Annotated in this window: 13 protein-coding genes and 1 pseudogene; 7 read left to right on the top strand and 7 right to left on the bottom strand. The window is 63.7% G+C overall.

Annotation, left to right across the window (positions count from 1 at the left end; translation table 11 throughout):
* Positions 1 to 630: 630 nt before the first annotated feature.
* Together QZX93_RS09265 and QZX93_RS09260 are read right to left on the bottom strand one after the other, a co-directional pair.
* Positions 631 to 933, bottom strand: a complete 303-nt coding sequence (locus tag QZX93_RS09265) for a HigA family addiction module antitoxin (protein WP_295385778.1) — start codon at positions 931 to 933, stop codon at positions 631 to 633.
* A gap of 12 nt (positions 934 to 945) precedes the next feature.
* The gene (locus tag QZX93_RS09260) at positions 946 to 1,224 is read right to left on the bottom strand and encodes a type II toxin-antitoxin system RelE/ParE family toxin (RefSeq protein ID WP_295385782.1); all 279 of its coding nucleotides are present in this window, start codon (positions 1,222 to 1,224) and stop codon (positions 946 to 948) included.
* 507 nt (positions 1,225 to 1,731) lie between these two features.
* Here QZX93_RS09260 and QZX93_RS09255 point away from each other — a divergent pair.
* From QZX93_RS09255 to QZX93_RS09235, 5 genes are all read left to right on the top strand, one after another.
* Positions 1,732 to 3,036: a glucoamylase family protein gene (locus QZX93_RS09255; RefSeq protein ID WP_295385785.1), complete on the top strand. Its 1,305-nt coding sequence runs from the start codon at positions 1,732 to 1,734 to the stop codon at positions 3,034 to 3,036.
* 17 nt (positions 3,037 to 3,053) lie between these two features.
* Positions 3,054 to 3,854, top strand: a complete 801-nt coding sequence (locus tag QZX93_RS09250; protein WP_295385789.1) for an oleate hydratase — start codon at positions 3,054 to 3,056, stop codon at positions 3,852 to 3,854.
* Positions 3,806 to 4,753 carry an oleate hydratase gene (locus tag QZX93_RS09245; protein WP_295385792.1) on the top strand — a complete coding sequence of 316 codons (948 nt, stop codon included), beginning with the start codon at positions 3,806 to 3,808 and terminating at the stop codon, positions 4,751 to 4,753. The genes QZX93_RS09250 and QZX93_RS09245 overlap by 49 nt, the downstream gene beginning before the upstream one ends.
* Positions 4,754 to 4,765: 12 nt before the next feature.
* Positions 4,766 to 4,981 carry a hypothetical protein gene (locus QZX93_RS09240; protein ID WP_295385795.1) on the top strand — a complete coding sequence of 72 codons (216 nt, stop codon included), beginning with the start codon at positions 4,766 to 4,768 and terminating at the stop codon, positions 4,979 to 4,981.
* A 292-nt stretch (positions 4,982 to 5,273) separates the two neighbouring features.
* Positions 5,274 to 5,447, top strand: a complete 174-nt coding sequence (locus QZX93_RS09235; protein ID WP_295385798.1) for a hypothetical protein — start codon at positions 5,274 to 5,276, stop codon at positions 5,445 to 5,447.
* Between the two features lie 295 nt (positions 5,448 to 5,742).
* Here QZX93_RS09235 and QZX93_RS09230 read toward each other — a convergent pair whose 3' ends face one another.
* A complete protein-coding gene (locus QZX93_RS09230) occupies positions 5,743 to 5,877 on the bottom strand; it encodes a hypothetical protein (RefSeq protein ID WP_295385801.1) in 135 nt (44 codons plus the stop codon).
* A 31-nt stretch (positions 5,878 to 5,908) separates the two neighbouring features.
* Here QZX93_RS09230 and QZX93_RS09225 point away from each other — a divergent pair, with 31 nt between their 5' ends.
* Positions 5,909 to 8,272 (top strand): phosphoketolase, encoded by a 2,364-nt coding sequence (locus QZX93_RS09225; RefSeq protein ID WP_295385803.1) that lies wholly within the window; start codon positions 5,909 to 5,911, stop codon positions 8,270 to 8,272.
* Positions 8,269 to 9,273 (top strand): annotated as a pseudogene (locus QZX93_RS09220) (class I fructose-bisphosphate aldolase); the annotation flags it as partial. The gene QZX93_RS09225 and the pseudogene QZX93_RS09220, both read left to right, overlap by 4 nt.
* Positions 9,274 to 9,879: 606 nt before the next feature.
* Here QZX93_RS09220 and QZX93_RS09215 read toward each other — a convergent pair.
* Genes QZX93_RS09215 through QZX93_RS09200 form a run of 4 tightly spaced genes read right to left on the bottom strand, consistent with a single transcriptional unit; the run spans position 9,880 to position 14,417 of the window.
* Positions 9,880 to 11,697 carry an ABC transporter ATP-binding protein/permease gene (locus QZX93_RS09215; protein ID WP_295385805.1) on the bottom strand — a complete coding sequence of 606 codons (1,818 nt, stop codon included), beginning with the start codon at positions 11,695 to 11,697 and terminating at the stop codon, positions 9,880 to 9,882.
* On the bottom strand, positions 11,697 to 12,125 hold the full coding sequence (locus QZX93_RS09210; RefSeq protein ID WP_295385807.1) for a hypothetical protein: 429 nt from the start codon (positions 12,123 to 12,125) through the stop codon (positions 11,697 to 11,699). The genes QZX93_RS09215 and QZX93_RS09210 overlap by 1 nt, the downstream gene beginning before the upstream one ends.
* Complete coding sequence (locus tag QZX93_RS09205) at positions 12,122 to 12,664, bottom strand: chemotaxis protein CheW (RefSeq protein WP_295385809.1); 543 nt, start codon at positions 12,662 to 12,664, stop codon at positions 12,122 to 12,124. Before QZX93_RS09205 ends, QZX93_RS09210 begins: the two co-directional genes overlap by 4 nt.
* Complete coding sequence (locus QZX93_RS09200) at positions 12,654 to 14,417, bottom strand: diguanylate cyclase (protein WP_295385811.1); 1,764 nt, start codon at positions 14,415 to 14,417, stop codon at positions 12,654 to 12,656. Before QZX93_RS09200 ends, QZX93_RS09205 begins: the two co-directional genes overlap by 11 nt.
* Positions 14,418 to 14,433: the final 16 nt, after the last annotated feature.

The raw sequence follows: 14,433 nt of genomic DNA, 5'->3' as shown, positions 1-14,433 counted from the left end.
GATTACTGCTCTGCCGAACCTTTATATCAGAGGCTTACGCTATTTTCAGACGTTGCCATAGAGCCGTTTTCTTTTTGTGTAACCGCTCTATCCTGCTGTTTTTGAGAAACTATGCGACCTACTGAGATCCCAGAGAGCCGGATGCCTCAGTGACAGACCACAGTTTTCTTCAACCTTGAAGGCAAGCCATTTTTGCCGTCAAGGTCCCCACATAACCAGACAAGAAAAAATAAAATAGAGGGCGTACCACGAATAGGCGACCGTGCCCCGCCGAACAGACCCCCTCAGCCGATGCTACGGATCAAGCCCCGAGTTGCGCCTGATGGCGATCAGGACGATTTCTGGTTGTGCCCACCGGAAAGTAGCGGCTTCACAAAGCGATCCTCGGCGCTGCGCACGGTAGCGCACAGCCAGGCAAGTTGCAAGGCGACATAGTGCAGCATGCCGGTTCCATGGGAAAAGGAGCCAGGGCCGAATACATTGCAGCAGGCGTATGGCAGGCAACCAGCAGGCAAACGGGGAAAGACTCCGATTTATCCGAATGAAATCATGAAGCCGTGGTCTGCGCCCTGTTTCGGGATGTAGCCCGCCCGGAAAACGTGCTGCTTCTCGGTACCTTCGGCATCACCGCTAGGCTGCGCGCGGACTGACCTCGCTGGCGATCACCGCCCCGAGATCCCGCTCGGCCACCTTCAGGTCATAGCTGGCCTGGAGGTTCAGCCAAGATTGCGCATCGCCACCAAAGTAGTATGAGAGACGCAACGCCGTATCCGGCGTCACGGCCCGCCGCTCCTTGACGATCTCATGCAGACGGGTAGCAGGTACGCGCAGGCACTGCGCCAGCGCGTTGACGCTCAGATTCAACGGTACCAAGAAATCTTCGCGCAGGATTTCGCCCGGATGGACCGGACGCATGCCATTCACGATTGACATGGGTTAGCCTCCTCAGTGGTCATCGACGATTTCGACCTCATGTGCATCGCCTTCGTGCCACGCGAAACACAGTCGCCATTGTGCGTTGATTCGAATACCGTAGCAGCCGACCCGGTCGCCGCTCAGGACTTCCAGGCAGTTGCCCGGCGGGCTACGCAAGAAGTCCAAGGTGGCGGCGTTGTGCAATTGCGTCAGCTTGCGTTCAGCCGCCGCTTGAAAGGCACGAAAACAGGGCGGGCAGCGACCGCCGAACAGTCTCTCGGTATCTTTGCAGCGAAACGAGCGAATCATGCGGCAGATGCCATAACGCGCTGCGTAATACGTCAAGCGTAACGGCACGCCACTCCGCCGGACGGTTCATTCGCCGCGTCCGGCTGCGGTTGGTAGGGCATACCACGCCCGCTTCACAAAGCGATCCTCGGCGCTACGCACGGCAGCGCACAGACGCGCAGGTTGCGAGTCGACAGAGTGCAGCGTGCCGGATCGATCGCCAATCCCGGCAGGCGTCGCACGCCCGGCGTCACGCGAGCAAAATCAACAGGGGGCGATGACGAATGAACGCCAAACAGGCATTGCATCCACTGCACTTCGGCTTCGATGTGGCCCATGGACTCGCCGCGGCCCGGCAACAACTGGACCGGCATGGCCGAGGGGCGCTGGCATGATGCAGCGCATCCTGGCGCAGGCCGATGCCGTGCTGGCGTTGCCGGCAACGCCAGCGGGAATGCGACCGTGAGGCAAACGACGGCCTTGCCTCCCGCAGCGCCAGCCGAGCCCCTGTCGCCGGCCGACGAGGCCATGCTGGACGGCTTGCAGCGCGCTGCATTCGACTATTTTGTCCAGCACACCAACCGCGACAACGGCCTGGTGGCCGATACCTCGCGGCCGGGCTCACACGCGAGCATCGCGGTCGTCGGCTTTGCCCTCTCGGCCTACCCGGTGGGCGTCGAGCGCGGCTGGATGACGCGCGCGCAGGCCCTGCAACGCAGCCTGACCGCGCTGCGTTTCTTCCGCGATAGCGACCAGAGCGGCACGCCGGAATCGACCGGGTACCGCGGCCTCTACTTCCACTTCCTGCACCTGGACCGCGGCACGCGGGCCTGGCGTTGCGAGCTGTCGCTGATCGACACCGCGCTGCTCTTGGCCGGCATGCTCACGGCGGCGGCCTATTTCACCGCCGCCACCGCGGACGAGACCGAGTTGCGTGAGCTGGCCGACACGCTCTACCGCCGCGTGGACTGGTGCTGGGCGCAGCGCAAGGGTGCCGCCGTCGTCCTCGGCTGGAAGCCAGAGAGCGGCTTTCTCAACTACGGCTGGGAGGGCTACAGCGAGGCCCTCATCTTGTACGCGCTGGGCCTGGGCTCGCCGACCCATCCGCTGACCGCGGCCAGTTTTCCGGCCTGGACCGGCACCTACCAGTGGGAGAACCTCTACGGCATCGACGTCCTCTTTGCCGGGCCGCTGTTCATCCACCAGTTCTCGCACGCCTGGATCGACTTTCGCGGCATCCGCGACGACTTCATGCGCGAGAAGCGCTGCGACTACTTCGAGAACAGCCGCCGCGCCACCTACGTGCAGCGCGAGTATGCCATCCGCAACCCGCGCGGCTTCGTCGGCTACGGGGAGGACGGCTGGGGCCTGTCGGCCGGCGACGGGCCCAGCGCCCCGCGGCAACGCATCGCCGGGCGCCGCCAGTCGTTCTACGGCTATGCCGCGCGCGGCGTGCCCTACGGCCCCGACGACGGCACGCTCGCCGGCCCGTCGGTGCTGGCGTCGCTGGTCTTTGCCCCCGAGATCGCGCTGCCGGCCATCCGGCGGCTGCTCGCACGCGGGTCCGCGACCGGCGACCGCGCCGCGCGCGCCAGCGGCTTCAACGACACCGTACGCGGGGCCTGGGTCTCTGAAGGTCACTTCGGACTCGACCAGGGCCTGATCGTGCTGATGATCGAGAACTTTCGCTCCGGCCTGCTGTGGCGCCTGCTGCGCGGCTCGGCACCGATCCGCACGGGCCTGCGCCGCGCCGGCTTCCGCGGCGGATGGCTGGCCGAGGACGCCGCGCAGATGGTCTCCCACGCCCTGGCGCACGACGGCCACAAAAAATAGCCACGAAGGACACCTACATGACTCGCCCTGATTCTCCCAAGATCGATGTCTCTCGCCTAACGACCCATATTGATGCAATGGCCGCACAGGCGATGGATTTATCGCCTGACGCCTCGTCCCGGCATCTCCATAACGGCCTCGACACGCCGCTCCCTCCCGCTGACTTACACGGCGCCTATACCAATCATCGCCCGCTGCCAACCGCAGGCATCGCTGACCGCCATGCCTATATTGTCGGCAGTGGGATCGCCGGTCTATCCGCCGCCTTCTTTCTGATCCGTGACGGTCATATGCCGGCTGGGAACATTACCATTCTTGAAGCGATGATGCTCGATGGGGGCGCGCTTGATGGGGCGGGCAATGCCGAGGAAGGCTATATCGTTCGCGGTGGCCGCGAGATGGAGATGACCTATCAAAACTTCTGGGATGTCTTCTCGGAAATACCGGCGTTGGAACTGCCCGCGCCGTTTACAGTGCTTGACGAATACCGGATCGTCAATGACGCAGACAAGAATTGGTCAAAAGCGCGACTCCTGGAGCGACAGGGCCGGATCAAGGACTTCTCGACCATGGAGTTGACCGCGCTACAGCAGATCGAACTGTTAAAGCTGCTACTGGCGCGCAAGGAAGACTTGGACGATATCACAGTGGCGACGTGGTTCAGTGAAGGCTTCCTTAAGACCAATTTCTATATGTTCTGGCGCACCATGTTCGCATTCCAGAACTGGCACTCAGTGCTGGAGATGAAGCTTTCGTCACTACCGGCTCAATGGTTGAGGGGACCGCCTATGGTGACGGCGACACGGTTCCGGAACTGAAAGTGGGAGACCATCATCCGAGTGTTGACTCGGGGTGGCAACTGTGGAAAAACCTTGCCCGGAAATCGCCGGTCTTCGGACGGCCGGAGAAATTCTGCGGCAATGTACCGGCCTCGACATGGGAATCGGCGACGCTGACTTGTAAGCCCTCACCGCTGATTGAAAAGCTCAAAGCGTTGTCAGTCAATGATCCTTACTCGGGCAAAACGGTCAGTGGCGGCATTATTACCTTTACTGATTCAAGTTGGTTGATGAGTTTTACTGTCAATCGCCAGCCACACTTCCCGGATCAGCCCGGTGATGTGATTGTGATGTGGTTATATGCGCTAACCATGGACAAGCCAGGAGATTACGTCAGAAAACCCATGCCGGAATGCACCGGAAAGGAAATACTGACTGAGATGTGCTTCCACCTTGGCTTGATCGATCAGGCCGCAGAAGTCATTGCCGCGACCAAGGTGCGCATCGCATTGATGCCTTACATCACAGGCCAATTCATGCCGCGCGCTAAAGGCGATCGGCCATGGGTGGTGCCTGATGGTAGCGCCAACCTCGCCTGTCTGGGTCAGTTTGTGGAAACCCATAATGACGTGGTATTCACCTTAGAGAGTTCGGTCAGAACGGCCCGTATCGGGGTGTACAGTCTGCTTGGCATCAAGAAGCAGGTGCCCGATATATTTCCCGGTCAGTACGATATTCGTCGCCTGCTCCGTGCCACGCGCACATTAAATAACGACGAAGCGTTCTTGGGCGAAGGCATTCTACGCCACATTCTGAGTGGGACCTATTTTCAACATATCTTGCCCCTTGGTCCTGATGAGAAACCCGCAGATCTTCACAAGCGTGGAATATTCGAACATCAGTTGAGTAAACTGCGCAGCCTGTTCGGCGGCAGTTAGCAGCGGGGACTCATGCTGAACGCCACCGTCGTCGCCGTCCGCCTGGAGGGCGGACGCAAGCATGGCACGACCGTCTCGCTGGCGATGGTGGCCGGGCTGGGCCTGCGCCGCCTCGCCCGCGTGATCCACGCCTACCCCACACAGGGGGAGGCAATCCGCCAAGCCGCGCAGGCCTGCGCCCTGTCGCTGGCCCGGCCGGTGCTGTTGCACAAGCGGGAGACCATTTGACCACGGGAGCGCCATGGCAAGCGGCAGGCCGCACTGAAGCACCTCGCTATGTACGCTAGCGCCCATACCCGGCTCCCGACTCGGTATAGCCTGTCGTTGCGTTAGAGCAACAGCCATACAACCTCTACGGTCGCAGCGTCTTATCCGGCAAGCCACGCTCGGCTAGCCGCCAGCGATAAGCGCTGCACCAGGGCCTGCTCAACGCCCCGCGCGGGTATCGCGCATCGCGGAAACCGCCCCGAGACCTCGCGGGCGGAAAAGTCAGCCAACATTACAGCCAAAGGTGATCGCTATGTCTATGGGACTGATGTATTGGGTTCTCATGCTGCTCTGGTTCGTGTTCAGTCTGGTCTGGAACTTCGGTGGCGGTGGCATCGGCCAGTACGGACCGGCGGTGAACTCAGTGCTGCTCTTCATCCTGTTCGTGCTACTCGGGTGGAAGGTGTTTGGGCAGCCGATCATTTGACGGCTCAGCGGGAGCGACCCGCCAAGCCTGATCGAGAAGCGCTCGTCGTACGCCGGACCAGCACGCCGGGGTCGATATCGCCCTGCGGGTGCCTATGATGAGGCCCCGCTGGGTGTCACCCCATGCTGGCATTGATCTTACAGCTCACCGATAACGGCTTTGCTGAGTGGCATCCGGCTTACCAAAGCTGACCGATCGCCGACAGACTCGCGATGCCCTGCTCAACCCCCGCTTTGACATGACCCGCCGATCCTTCTCGGGCGTGCTGCGATTGCGCGATCACCTCGTCCGCGCCCTAGCCCTTGAGGTCGTCGCGCAGGCGAGCGATCTTGGCGTCGCAGAGGGCGCGCGGAGCGCCTTCCCAGTGCTCGGCCCGGCGTTTCGCCTCGGCCATCCCGTCGCGCATCGCCAGGGCCGTTGTCCAGGCCATCCGTCTGCACTCAACCCAGGAAACACAAGCCATGGCTACGCTCACACCTGACCTACTGCACAAGCTCAACGCCTACTGGCGCGCCGCCAACTATCTCTCGGTCGGCCAGATCTATCTCTTTGACAATCCGCTGCTGAGGCGGCCGCTGGCCCTGGCCGACGTGAAGCACATGCTGCTGGGGCACTGGGGCACCACCCCCGGCCAGAACTTCATTTATGTCCACCTGAACCGGGTCATCAAGCAATACGACCTCGACATGATCTACGTCTCCGGTCCCGGACACGGGGGCCCGACGGTCGTGGCCAACACCTATCTTGAGGGCACCTATAGCGAGGTCTATCCCAACATCGGCCAGGACGAGGCGGGGTTGCAGAGGCTCTTCAAGCAGTTCTCGTTTCCCGGCGGCATTCCCAGCCACGCCTCGCCGGAGTGCCCGGGCTCCATCCACGAGGGCGGCGAGCTGGGCTATTCGCTTAGCCATTCCTTCGGGGCGGTGTTCGACAATCCCGAGCTGATCGTCGCCTGTGTGGTCGGCGACGGCGAGGCGGAAACCGGCCCCCTGGCCACCGCCTGGCATTCCAACAAGTTCCTCGATGCGGTCACCGACGGCGCGGTGTTGCCCATTCTGCATCTCAACGGCTACAAGATTGCCAATCCGACCGTGTTTGCCCGCATCGAGCCGGAAGAGTTAGAGCAGTTTCTGCGCGGCTGCGGCTGGACCCCCTATTTCGTCGAAGGGGATGATCCGGCACTGATGCATGAGGCCATGGCCTCGACACTCGACCGGGCCATAGAGCAGATCAGGGACATTCAGCACAACGCACGCGTCAACGCGGACCTCAAGCGCCCCCGCTGGCCCATGATCGTGCTCAAATCGCCGAAAGGCTGGACTGGCCCGAAATGGGTCGATGGCGTGCAAATCGAAGGCACCTTCCGCGCACACCAGGTGCCCATTGCGGTGGATGTCGACCATCCCAAACACCTCAAGCTATTGGAAGACTGGCTGAAGAGTTACCGCCCCGAGGAACTGTTCGACGCCCAAGGCCGTCTGCAACCAGAACTGGCCGAGCTGGCGCCCACCGGCGAACGCCGCATGGGGGCCAATCCTCACGCCAACGGCGGCATACTGCTGCGCGATCTGATCATGCCAGACTTCCGGGACTACGCGGTGACTGTGCCGACACCCGGGGCCGTGACGGCGGCTGACACGCACGAGCTTGGCGTATTCCTGCGCGATGTAGCCAAGCTCAATCGCGCGCAACGCAATTTCCGAATCTTCGGCCCCGACGAGACCCTGTCCAACCGCCTGAGCGCCGTGTTCGAGGTCACCAACCGGCAGTGGGACGCACGCACGCAGGACAACGATGAATTCCTCGCCCACGATGGCCGGGTGATGGAAATGCTCAGCGAGCATCAGTGCGAAGGCTGGCTTGAAGGCTACCTGCTCACCGGGCGGCACGGGCTGTTCAACTCCTATGAAGCCTTCATTCACATCATCGACTCGATGTTCAATCAGCACGCCAAGTGGCTCAAGATCACGGCAACGCTGCCCTGGCGGCGCAAGATCGCGTCCCTGAATTATCTGCTGGCCTCCCACGTCTGGCAGCAGATGCACAACGGCTTTACCCATCAAGACCCCGGCTTCATCGACCACGTGGTCAACAAGAAGGCCTCCGTCGTGCGGGTTTACCTGCCACCGGATGCCAACTGTCTGCTGTCGGTCTGGGACCACTGCCTGCGCAGCCGGCACTACGTCAATGTCGTCATCGCCGGCAAGTATCAGGCGCCGCAATGGCTTACCATGGACGCGGCCGTCAAGCACTGCACCGAAGGCGTCGGTATCTGGCAGTGGGCCAGCAACGACCAAGCCGTGGCCCCCGATCTGGTCATGGCCTGCTGTGGCGACGTCCCCACGCTGGAGACCCTGGCCGCCGTCTCCATCCTGCGCGAACAATTGCCCGAGCTCAAGATTCGGGTGGTCAACGTGGTCGACCTGATGAAGCTGCAACCGCAAAGCGAGCACCCGCACGGCTTGAGCGACATGGCTTTCGACGAGACCTTCACCAAGGACAAGCCGGTGATCTTCGCCTTCCACGGCTACCCCTGGTTGATCCATCGGCTGGTCTATCGCCGCACCAACCATGACAACTTCCATGTCCGCGGCTACAAAGAGGAAGGCACCATCACCACCCCCTTCGATATGACCGTGCTGAACGATCTGGACCGCTTCCACCTGGTGATGGAGGCCATCAATCGCCTGCCGCAGACCGGCCACCGGGGCGTCTATCTGAAGCGACAGCTCAAGGACAAGCTGATGGAGCACAAGCAGTACATCGACCAGCATGGCCAGGACATGCCGGAGATTCGCGACTGGAAATGGAGCATCCCTGCATGAATAGTCACGCGCTGATCGCCACCGCCAAGGCACTGGTTGCCGACGACAAGGGCATACTGGCGATGGATGAAAGCAACCCGACCTGCAACAAGCGCTTCGCCAAGTTGGGCATTCCCCAGACCGCTGAGGCCCACCGCTCCTACCGCGAGATGATCGTGACGACCCCGGGCCTCGGCGAATGCATCAGCGGCGCGATCCTTTACGACGAAACGATCCGCCAGTCGACCAGTGAAGGCATCCCCTTCGTTCAGGCCGTGATCGACGCGGACATCATTCCCGGGGTGAAAGTGGACGCCGGGGCAAAGGCCATGGCCGGCCACCTCTGCGAGAAAGTTACCGAAGGCCTGGACGGGTTGCGTGACCGCCTGACGGAATACGCACAAATCGGCCTTCGCTTTGCCAAATGGCGCGCCGTGATCGTCATCGGCGATGGCATTCCCAGCCGGGCGTGCATCGAGGCCAACGCGCAAGCGCTGGCCCGTTACGCCGCGCTGTGCCAGGAGGCCGGACTGGTTCCCATCGTCGAACCGGAGGTCCTCATGGACGGCGAACACACCATGGCGCAATGCTTCGCGGTGACGGAGCAGGTCCTGCATTCCGTCTTCGACCAGCTCTACACCCAGGGCGTGATGCTGGAGGCGATGCTTCTGAAGCCCAACATGGTGCTCCCGGGATTGAACTGCCCCCGGCAGGAAACCGCGGAGGCGGTGGCCGAGGCCACGGTAAGCTGTTTCCTGCGCGCCGTGCCTGCTGCCGTTCCCGGGATCATGTTCCTGTCTGGCGGTCAATCCGCCGAGCTGGCCTCGTCCCGGTTGAGTACCATGAATGCGGGATTCAAGTCGCGCGTGCCCTGGGCCCTGTCATTCTCGTATGGCCGCGCCCTTCAGCAACCGGCCATGAAAACATGGGCGGGACAGGACGCCAACGTGGAAGCGGCGCAACAGGCCCTGTTGCTACGTGCCAGATGCAACCTGGCCGCGCGTCGCGGCCAATACAGTGCCGTGATGGACGCCACGGGTTCGTTAACACCAGCAGCCTCGACTACCTGCGCCTGTACCTCAGTCGCCAGGACGAAACGCACTGGTCACTCTCAGTGAGTCGACCATAACTCCAGCCACCAAGGCGGGTCGGTTGTCCGTCAGGCCGCCCGATTGGGAGCGCCGCATCCTCTGGGTCAATGTAGGTGAGACACCAGCCGGTTGATGTGCAGCAGGGCGGTGAGGAGAGATCACCCCTGACGACCCGGGAAAAGGGGGCAATGCCAATTTACCCTCCACAGCCAAGAGCCCCCCTTTCCCCCATGAAGAAATCGAGTTTGGCAATGGTGTTGACTGGATTACTCGGGGCCTGCGCGTGGGCATCGACCGTATCTGCCGTGGGGGCGCGTGGCCGGCGATGGGACTGCCCCCAAACAGACAGACGCTACACCGCCCACCGACTTTGCCGCGGTGCAACAGCAAGAAAAGTCTTGGGTAAGCGCGATCAAACCCGCGGTCAGGCCTTGATCATCACTCCGGCCACCGCGCTGGTCTGGGCATCCGGACAGGCGGAAAGATCGCCGTCCCTGGCCTGGATTCCGGCTGCCCGGCCGGAATGAGGCCCCCCGACTATGTGAGTGACTCGCGCCCCGGCGCCGCCCCAGCCCCCTCCCGCTGCTGCAACTCCCACATGGCCGCATAGTGCCCGCCGGCCGCCAGCAACTCCCGGTGGGTCCCCTGCTCGCGGATGCGCCCCTGCTCCATCACCAGGATGTGGTGCGCGTCCACTACGGTGGAGAGGCGATGCGCAATGACCAGGGTGGTGTGATGTTCAGCCACCTCCGAGAGCGTCTGTTGGATGGCCTGCTCGGTGTGGCTGTCGAGCGAGGAGGTCGCCTCGTCGAAGACCAGGATGCGCGGGTGCTTCAGGATGGCGCGGGCGATGGCCACCCGCTGTTTTTCGCCACCGGAGAGTTTGAGGCCACGCTCACCCACCCGCGTGTCCCACCCATCCGGCAGGCCCTCGACGAAGGTGCGGATATGGGCCATCTCCGCCGCCCGCTCCACCTCCGCACGGGTCGCCGTCGGGCGGCCATAGAGCAGGTTGTAATAGATGCTCTCATTGAACAGGACGGTATCCTGGGGGACGATGCCGATGGCCGCGCGCACACTGTCCTGGGTCAGGTCGCGGAGATCCTGACCGTCGATCAGGATGCGCCCGCCGGTCACGTCATAGAAGCGGAACAGCAGTCGCGCCAGGGTGGACTTGCCCGCCCCACTGTGACCCACCACGGCCAGGGTCTGACCGGGCTCAATACTGAAATCGAGATCGGAGAGGATCGGGCGCTCCGGTTGATAGTGGAAATCCACCCGCTCGAAGCGGATGCCTCCGGCACCCGGGGCGAGCGGCCGGGCACTCGGGCGATCGGCGATCTCCGGCTTGCGCTCCAATAGCTTAAACACCAGGTCCATGTCCGCCAAGGCATATTTGATCTGGCGATAAACGATGCCCAGGAACCCGAGCGGGATGAAGAGTTGCAGCAGCAACCCATTGACCAGCACCAGGTCGCCCACCGTCATGGTCCCAGCCACCACCCCACGGGCGGCGAAGACCATGAGCGCAGTCACCCCGAGCGCAATGATGGCCCCCTGGCCGAAGTTCAGGAGCGACATGGAGCTCTGACTCTTGACCGCCATCTCCTCCCAGGTAGCCAGGGTGGCGTCGTAGCGGTCGATCTCCAGGCGCTCATTGCCGAAATATTTGACCGTCTCATAATTGATCAGGCTATCGACCGCCTGGCCGTTGGCACTGGAGTCGAGGCGGTTCATGTCGTGGCGATAGTCCATGCGCCATTCGGTGATGGCAAAGGTGAATGCCACATAGACCGCCACGGTACCGAAGGTGACGAAGGCAAATACCGGGTCATAGCGACCGAACAGGATCGCCGCCACCAACGCAAACTCCACCAGCACCGGCAGCACACTGAACACCATGTAGTTGATAATGGTCGAGACCGAGCGGGTGCCGCGCTCCAAGTCCCGGCTCACCGCCCCGGTGCGCCGCTCCAGGTGGTAGCGCAAGGAGAGTGCATGCAGGTGTTCCAATACGCGGGTGGAGAGGCGGCGCATGGCGCGGTAACGCACCCGGGCGAACACCACGTCACGCAGTTCATTGAAGAGCGAACTGCCGAGCTTGAGCGCCCCATAGGCGAGCAAGAGCGAGAACGGCAGGATCAGGGCCTCGCCCCGGGTGCCGCTGAAGGCATCGACGATGCCCTTGAGCACCACCGGCACGCCGACATTGGCGACCCGCGCCAGCACCAGACAGCCGAGCGCGATGGCCGCCCGCCCCCGGAACTCCCACAGATAGGGCAGCATGGCGCGCAGGTTGATCCAGTCACGGCGGTCGCCGTGGACGCGCTCGGTGGCGATGATTCGTTGTTGCATCAGGTCTCTATGGCAGGCAGTCCGGGCGCGAGACCCGTTCTGGGATCGAGTATAAGGATGAGGTGTCCGCCCCCCTCCCCCGCCCGGAAGGCGAGCGCACGGACCCATGGCAGGCGCAGCCGGGCGGCGAGCAGGGGCGGCAGCGGGTGGATGGCGGCGGCGGGCAGCCTGGCCTGGGTGACGGGCCCCTCGACACGGATGTGCAGCGTCCCGGTCGGCCCCGCGACCCGCAACAGGCGCAGCGCCCCCGTTGGCCCGGCATCAGGTAGTCCCAGCAGCGCGCCGATGGAGGGCAGGTCCGCAGCCCCGGCCGACTCCAGCGCCAATACCTGGCCCGCCTGCAATGCGAGCTCGAGTGTCCCCCAACGAAACAGCACCAGATTGATCGCCTGGCCGACCGGCAATGCCCCCGCATCCGCGGCGTTCATGACCGGCCGTCGCGCCAGTCCGCAAACAGCCGCTCAAGATCGAGCGCCAGCACCGTCCCGGCGCGGTGCTGAAAGACCCCGGTGACGCACCCACTCAAACGCCCGGGCAGGTTTGTGGGCGGGGCCAGGAAGGCATCCTCGGCCACCTCGCACACGTCGTCCACCCCATCGACCAAGAGTCCGCTCTCCATGTCCGCCGCCCGCCCGAGCAGGATGGACGCCTGGCGCCCAACCGGATCGGGCGCGCCTCCCAGCAGGGCCGCGAGCCGCAGCACAGACCAGACGATACCGCGCACCTCGATCACCCCGGCCAGCGCGGGTGGACCGCCCGGCACGTAATGGATCGGCACCAGCGGCAGGATCTCGACCACCTGCCGACCGGGCAAGGCGAAGGCCCCCTCGCCGAGCGAGAACACCACCCACTGCACGGTGGGCATATCGACCTCGACGATCGCCCCCGGGTCGCGGGCGCGCTGCTCCAGGAGCGCGTCCAGCGCAGCGGCCGGCAAGTCAGTCGGTGAGTCGGGATCAGTGACCATCCCGATCCTCCCCCGAGCGGTCCCGGGCGAGATCGCCGGACGCGTCCGGCATGACCGCGATCTCCACCCGGTCGCGCCCGCCCCGTTTGGCGCGATACAGCGCCAGATCCGCCGCCTCGGTCAATGCGTCGGCGCTCGACCAAAGCGGGAAGGCGGCCACCCCGGCGCTGAAGGTGCAGTTGAAGGTGGCGTTCCCGGCATAGAACAGGACCGCCGCAAAGCTCATGCGCAGTTGGTCGAGGATGTCCCGGGCCTGCTGCACATCGACCCCGGGGAAGACCACCGCGAACTCCTCCCCGCCGTAACGCCCGACCACGTCCGAGTCGCGTAGCCGCAGGCGCAGGCCCCGGCTGAGGGCCATCAGGACCTGATCGCCGGCCGGATGACCATAGGTATCGTTGACCCGCTTGAAGCGATCCACGTCGATCATCGCAAAGCACAGCGGCTGGTGATCGCGCCGCGCGTTGGCCACGCCGAGATCCAACAACTGCATGATGGTGTTGTGATTGAAGAGCCCGGTGAGCCCGTCGCGCACCATCAGCGAGTGCAGGGTACGCATCCGCTCGGCCCGCAGGCTGACCTCGGTGACGAGGCGCGCGGGCTCCACCGGCTTGGTCAGGAAGCCATCGGCACCGACCTCCAGCGCCTCGAACTGGCGCTCCCGATCGGTCTCGGAGGACAGATAGATGATGGGCAGGCTCAGATACCCCGCCATCTGGCGCAACACCCGCGCCAACTCGGGGCCGGAGCAGGCCGGCATGTGGATGTCCATCAGCACCAGATCGGCATTGAACCCCTTGAGCAGGTCGAGTACCTGCGCCGGGTCGGTGGCGACGGCGGTGATCATCCCCGCCTCCTCCAGGATCATGGCATGCAGTTGCGCGACGGCCGGCTCGTCATCGACCACCAGGACATGGAAGGGGGTCGGGGTCTCGCGATTGGTGAGCGCGTCGAGGAATTCGACCAACTCGGTGGTCTTGACCGGCTTGGTGCAATAGGCGCTGCCGCCGGCCTGGACCGCCTGCAAGCGCGCCTGAAAATCGCCGCGCCCGGAGATATACATGCTCGGAATGGCATGTCCGGTCTCCACCCCCAGGGCCGCGATGGTCGCGGGCCCCGCATGTTCGCCCTCGGGGAACATCACATCCATGATGACCGCGGCCGGCGGGTCCGCAATCACCGCCGCACGCAGCGCCTCCAGGGTGGTGAGCGCGGTGACGCAGTAGCCGAAGCACGCCAATTGGGCACACAACTCCTGGGCCAAGTCGCTGTCGTCGTCGCACAGATAGACCAGTTGCTCGCACCGCCGCGAGGCATGGTCATGCGCCGGTCCTGGGGTCTCCTCCGTCATTTGGCCTGGCACCGGCCCGGGCGGCAGCGGCTCGGACTCGAAACCGTAGCGCTCCGCCGGGTCGGCCCGGTCCGCCGCCCCCAGGTCCAATGCATCGAAGCGCTCGAACACTGCCGTCAGGGTGGCGAGCGACCCCGGCGCGATCGGCGTACCCGCGGCCAAGGCGGCCTTGAGTACATCGTCCGCCTCCCGGGCGAGATCGGTGATCGTCGTCAGGCCGAATGAACCGCTGCTGCCCTTGATGGTGTGGAAGGCCAACTCCAGCGCCACCAGGGCCGCATGATCCGGCAGCCGGGTTAGATGGACGCGCGCCTCGCGCAGACGCTGCGGCAACTGGTCCAGAAAGGCCGCGCGCAGCCGGGCCTTGCGCGCCTTGAAGGTCTCTGATGATGCTGGTGCCATAATCCTCGCTCCGCTG

Origin of the sequence: uncultured Thiodictyon sp. (assembly GCF_903946935.1) — a bacterium.
Taxonomy (GTDB): domain Bacteria; phylum Pseudomonadota; class Gammaproteobacteria; order Chromatiales; family Chromatiaceae; genus Thiodictyon.
The sequence above is the reverse complement of the archived record's forward strand: the minus strand, read 5'-3'. Positions and strand labels throughout refer to the sequence as shown.

Excerpts from the sequence above, each read along its gene's own strand:
- QZX93_RS09265 (WP_295385778.1), bottom strand. The coding sequence starts at position 933 with ATGTCAATCGTGAATGGCATGCGTCCGGTCCATCCGGGCGAAATCCTG.
- QZX93_RS09260 (WP_295385782.1), bottom strand. The coding sequence starts at position 1,224 with ATGATTCGCTCGTTTCGCTGCAAAGATACCGAGAGACTGTTCGGCGGT.
- QZX93_RS09255 (WP_295385785.1), top strand. The coding sequence starts at position 1,732 with ATGCTGGACGGCTTGCAGCGCGCTGCATTCGACTATTTTGTCCAGCAC.
- QZX93_RS09250 (WP_295385789.1), top strand. The coding sequence starts at position 3,054 with ATGACTCGCCCTGATTCTCCCAAGATCGATGTCTCTCGCCTAACGACC.
- QZX93_RS09245 (WP_295385792.1), top strand. The coding sequence starts at position 3,806 with ATGGTTGAGGGGACCGCCTATGGTGACGGCGACACGGTTCCGGAACTG.
- QZX93_RS09240 (WP_295385795.1), top strand. The coding sequence starts at position 4,766 with ATGCTGAACGCCACCGTCGTCGCCGTCCGCCTGGAGGGCGGACGCAAG.
- QZX93_RS09235 (WP_295385798.1), top strand. The coding sequence starts at position 5,274 with ATGTCTATGGGACTGATGTATTGGGTTCTCATGCTGCTCTGGTTCGTG.
- QZX93_RS09230 (WP_295385801.1), bottom strand. The coding sequence starts at position 5,877 with ATGGCCTGGACAACGGCCCTGGCGATGCGCGACGGGATGGCCGAGGCG.
- QZX93_RS09225 (WP_295385803.1), top strand. The coding sequence starts at position 5,909 with ATGGCTACGCTCACACCTGACCTACTGCACAAGCTCAACGCCTACTGG.
- QZX93_RS09215 (WP_295385805.1), bottom strand. The coding sequence starts at position 11,697 with ATGCAACAACGAATCATCGCCACCGAGCGCGTCCACGGCGACCGCCGT.
- QZX93_RS09210 (WP_295385807.1), bottom strand. The coding sequence starts at position 12,125 with ATGAACGCCGCGGATGCGGGGGCATTGCCGGTCGGCCAGGCGATCAAT.
- QZX93_RS09205 (WP_295385809.1), bottom strand. The coding sequence starts at position 12,664 with ATGGTCACTGATCCCGACTCACCGACTGACTTGCCGGCCGCTGCGCTG.
- QZX93_RS09200 (WP_295385811.1), bottom strand. The coding sequence starts at position 14,417 with ATGGCACCAGCATCATCAGAGACCTTCAAGGCGCGCAAGGCCCGGCTG.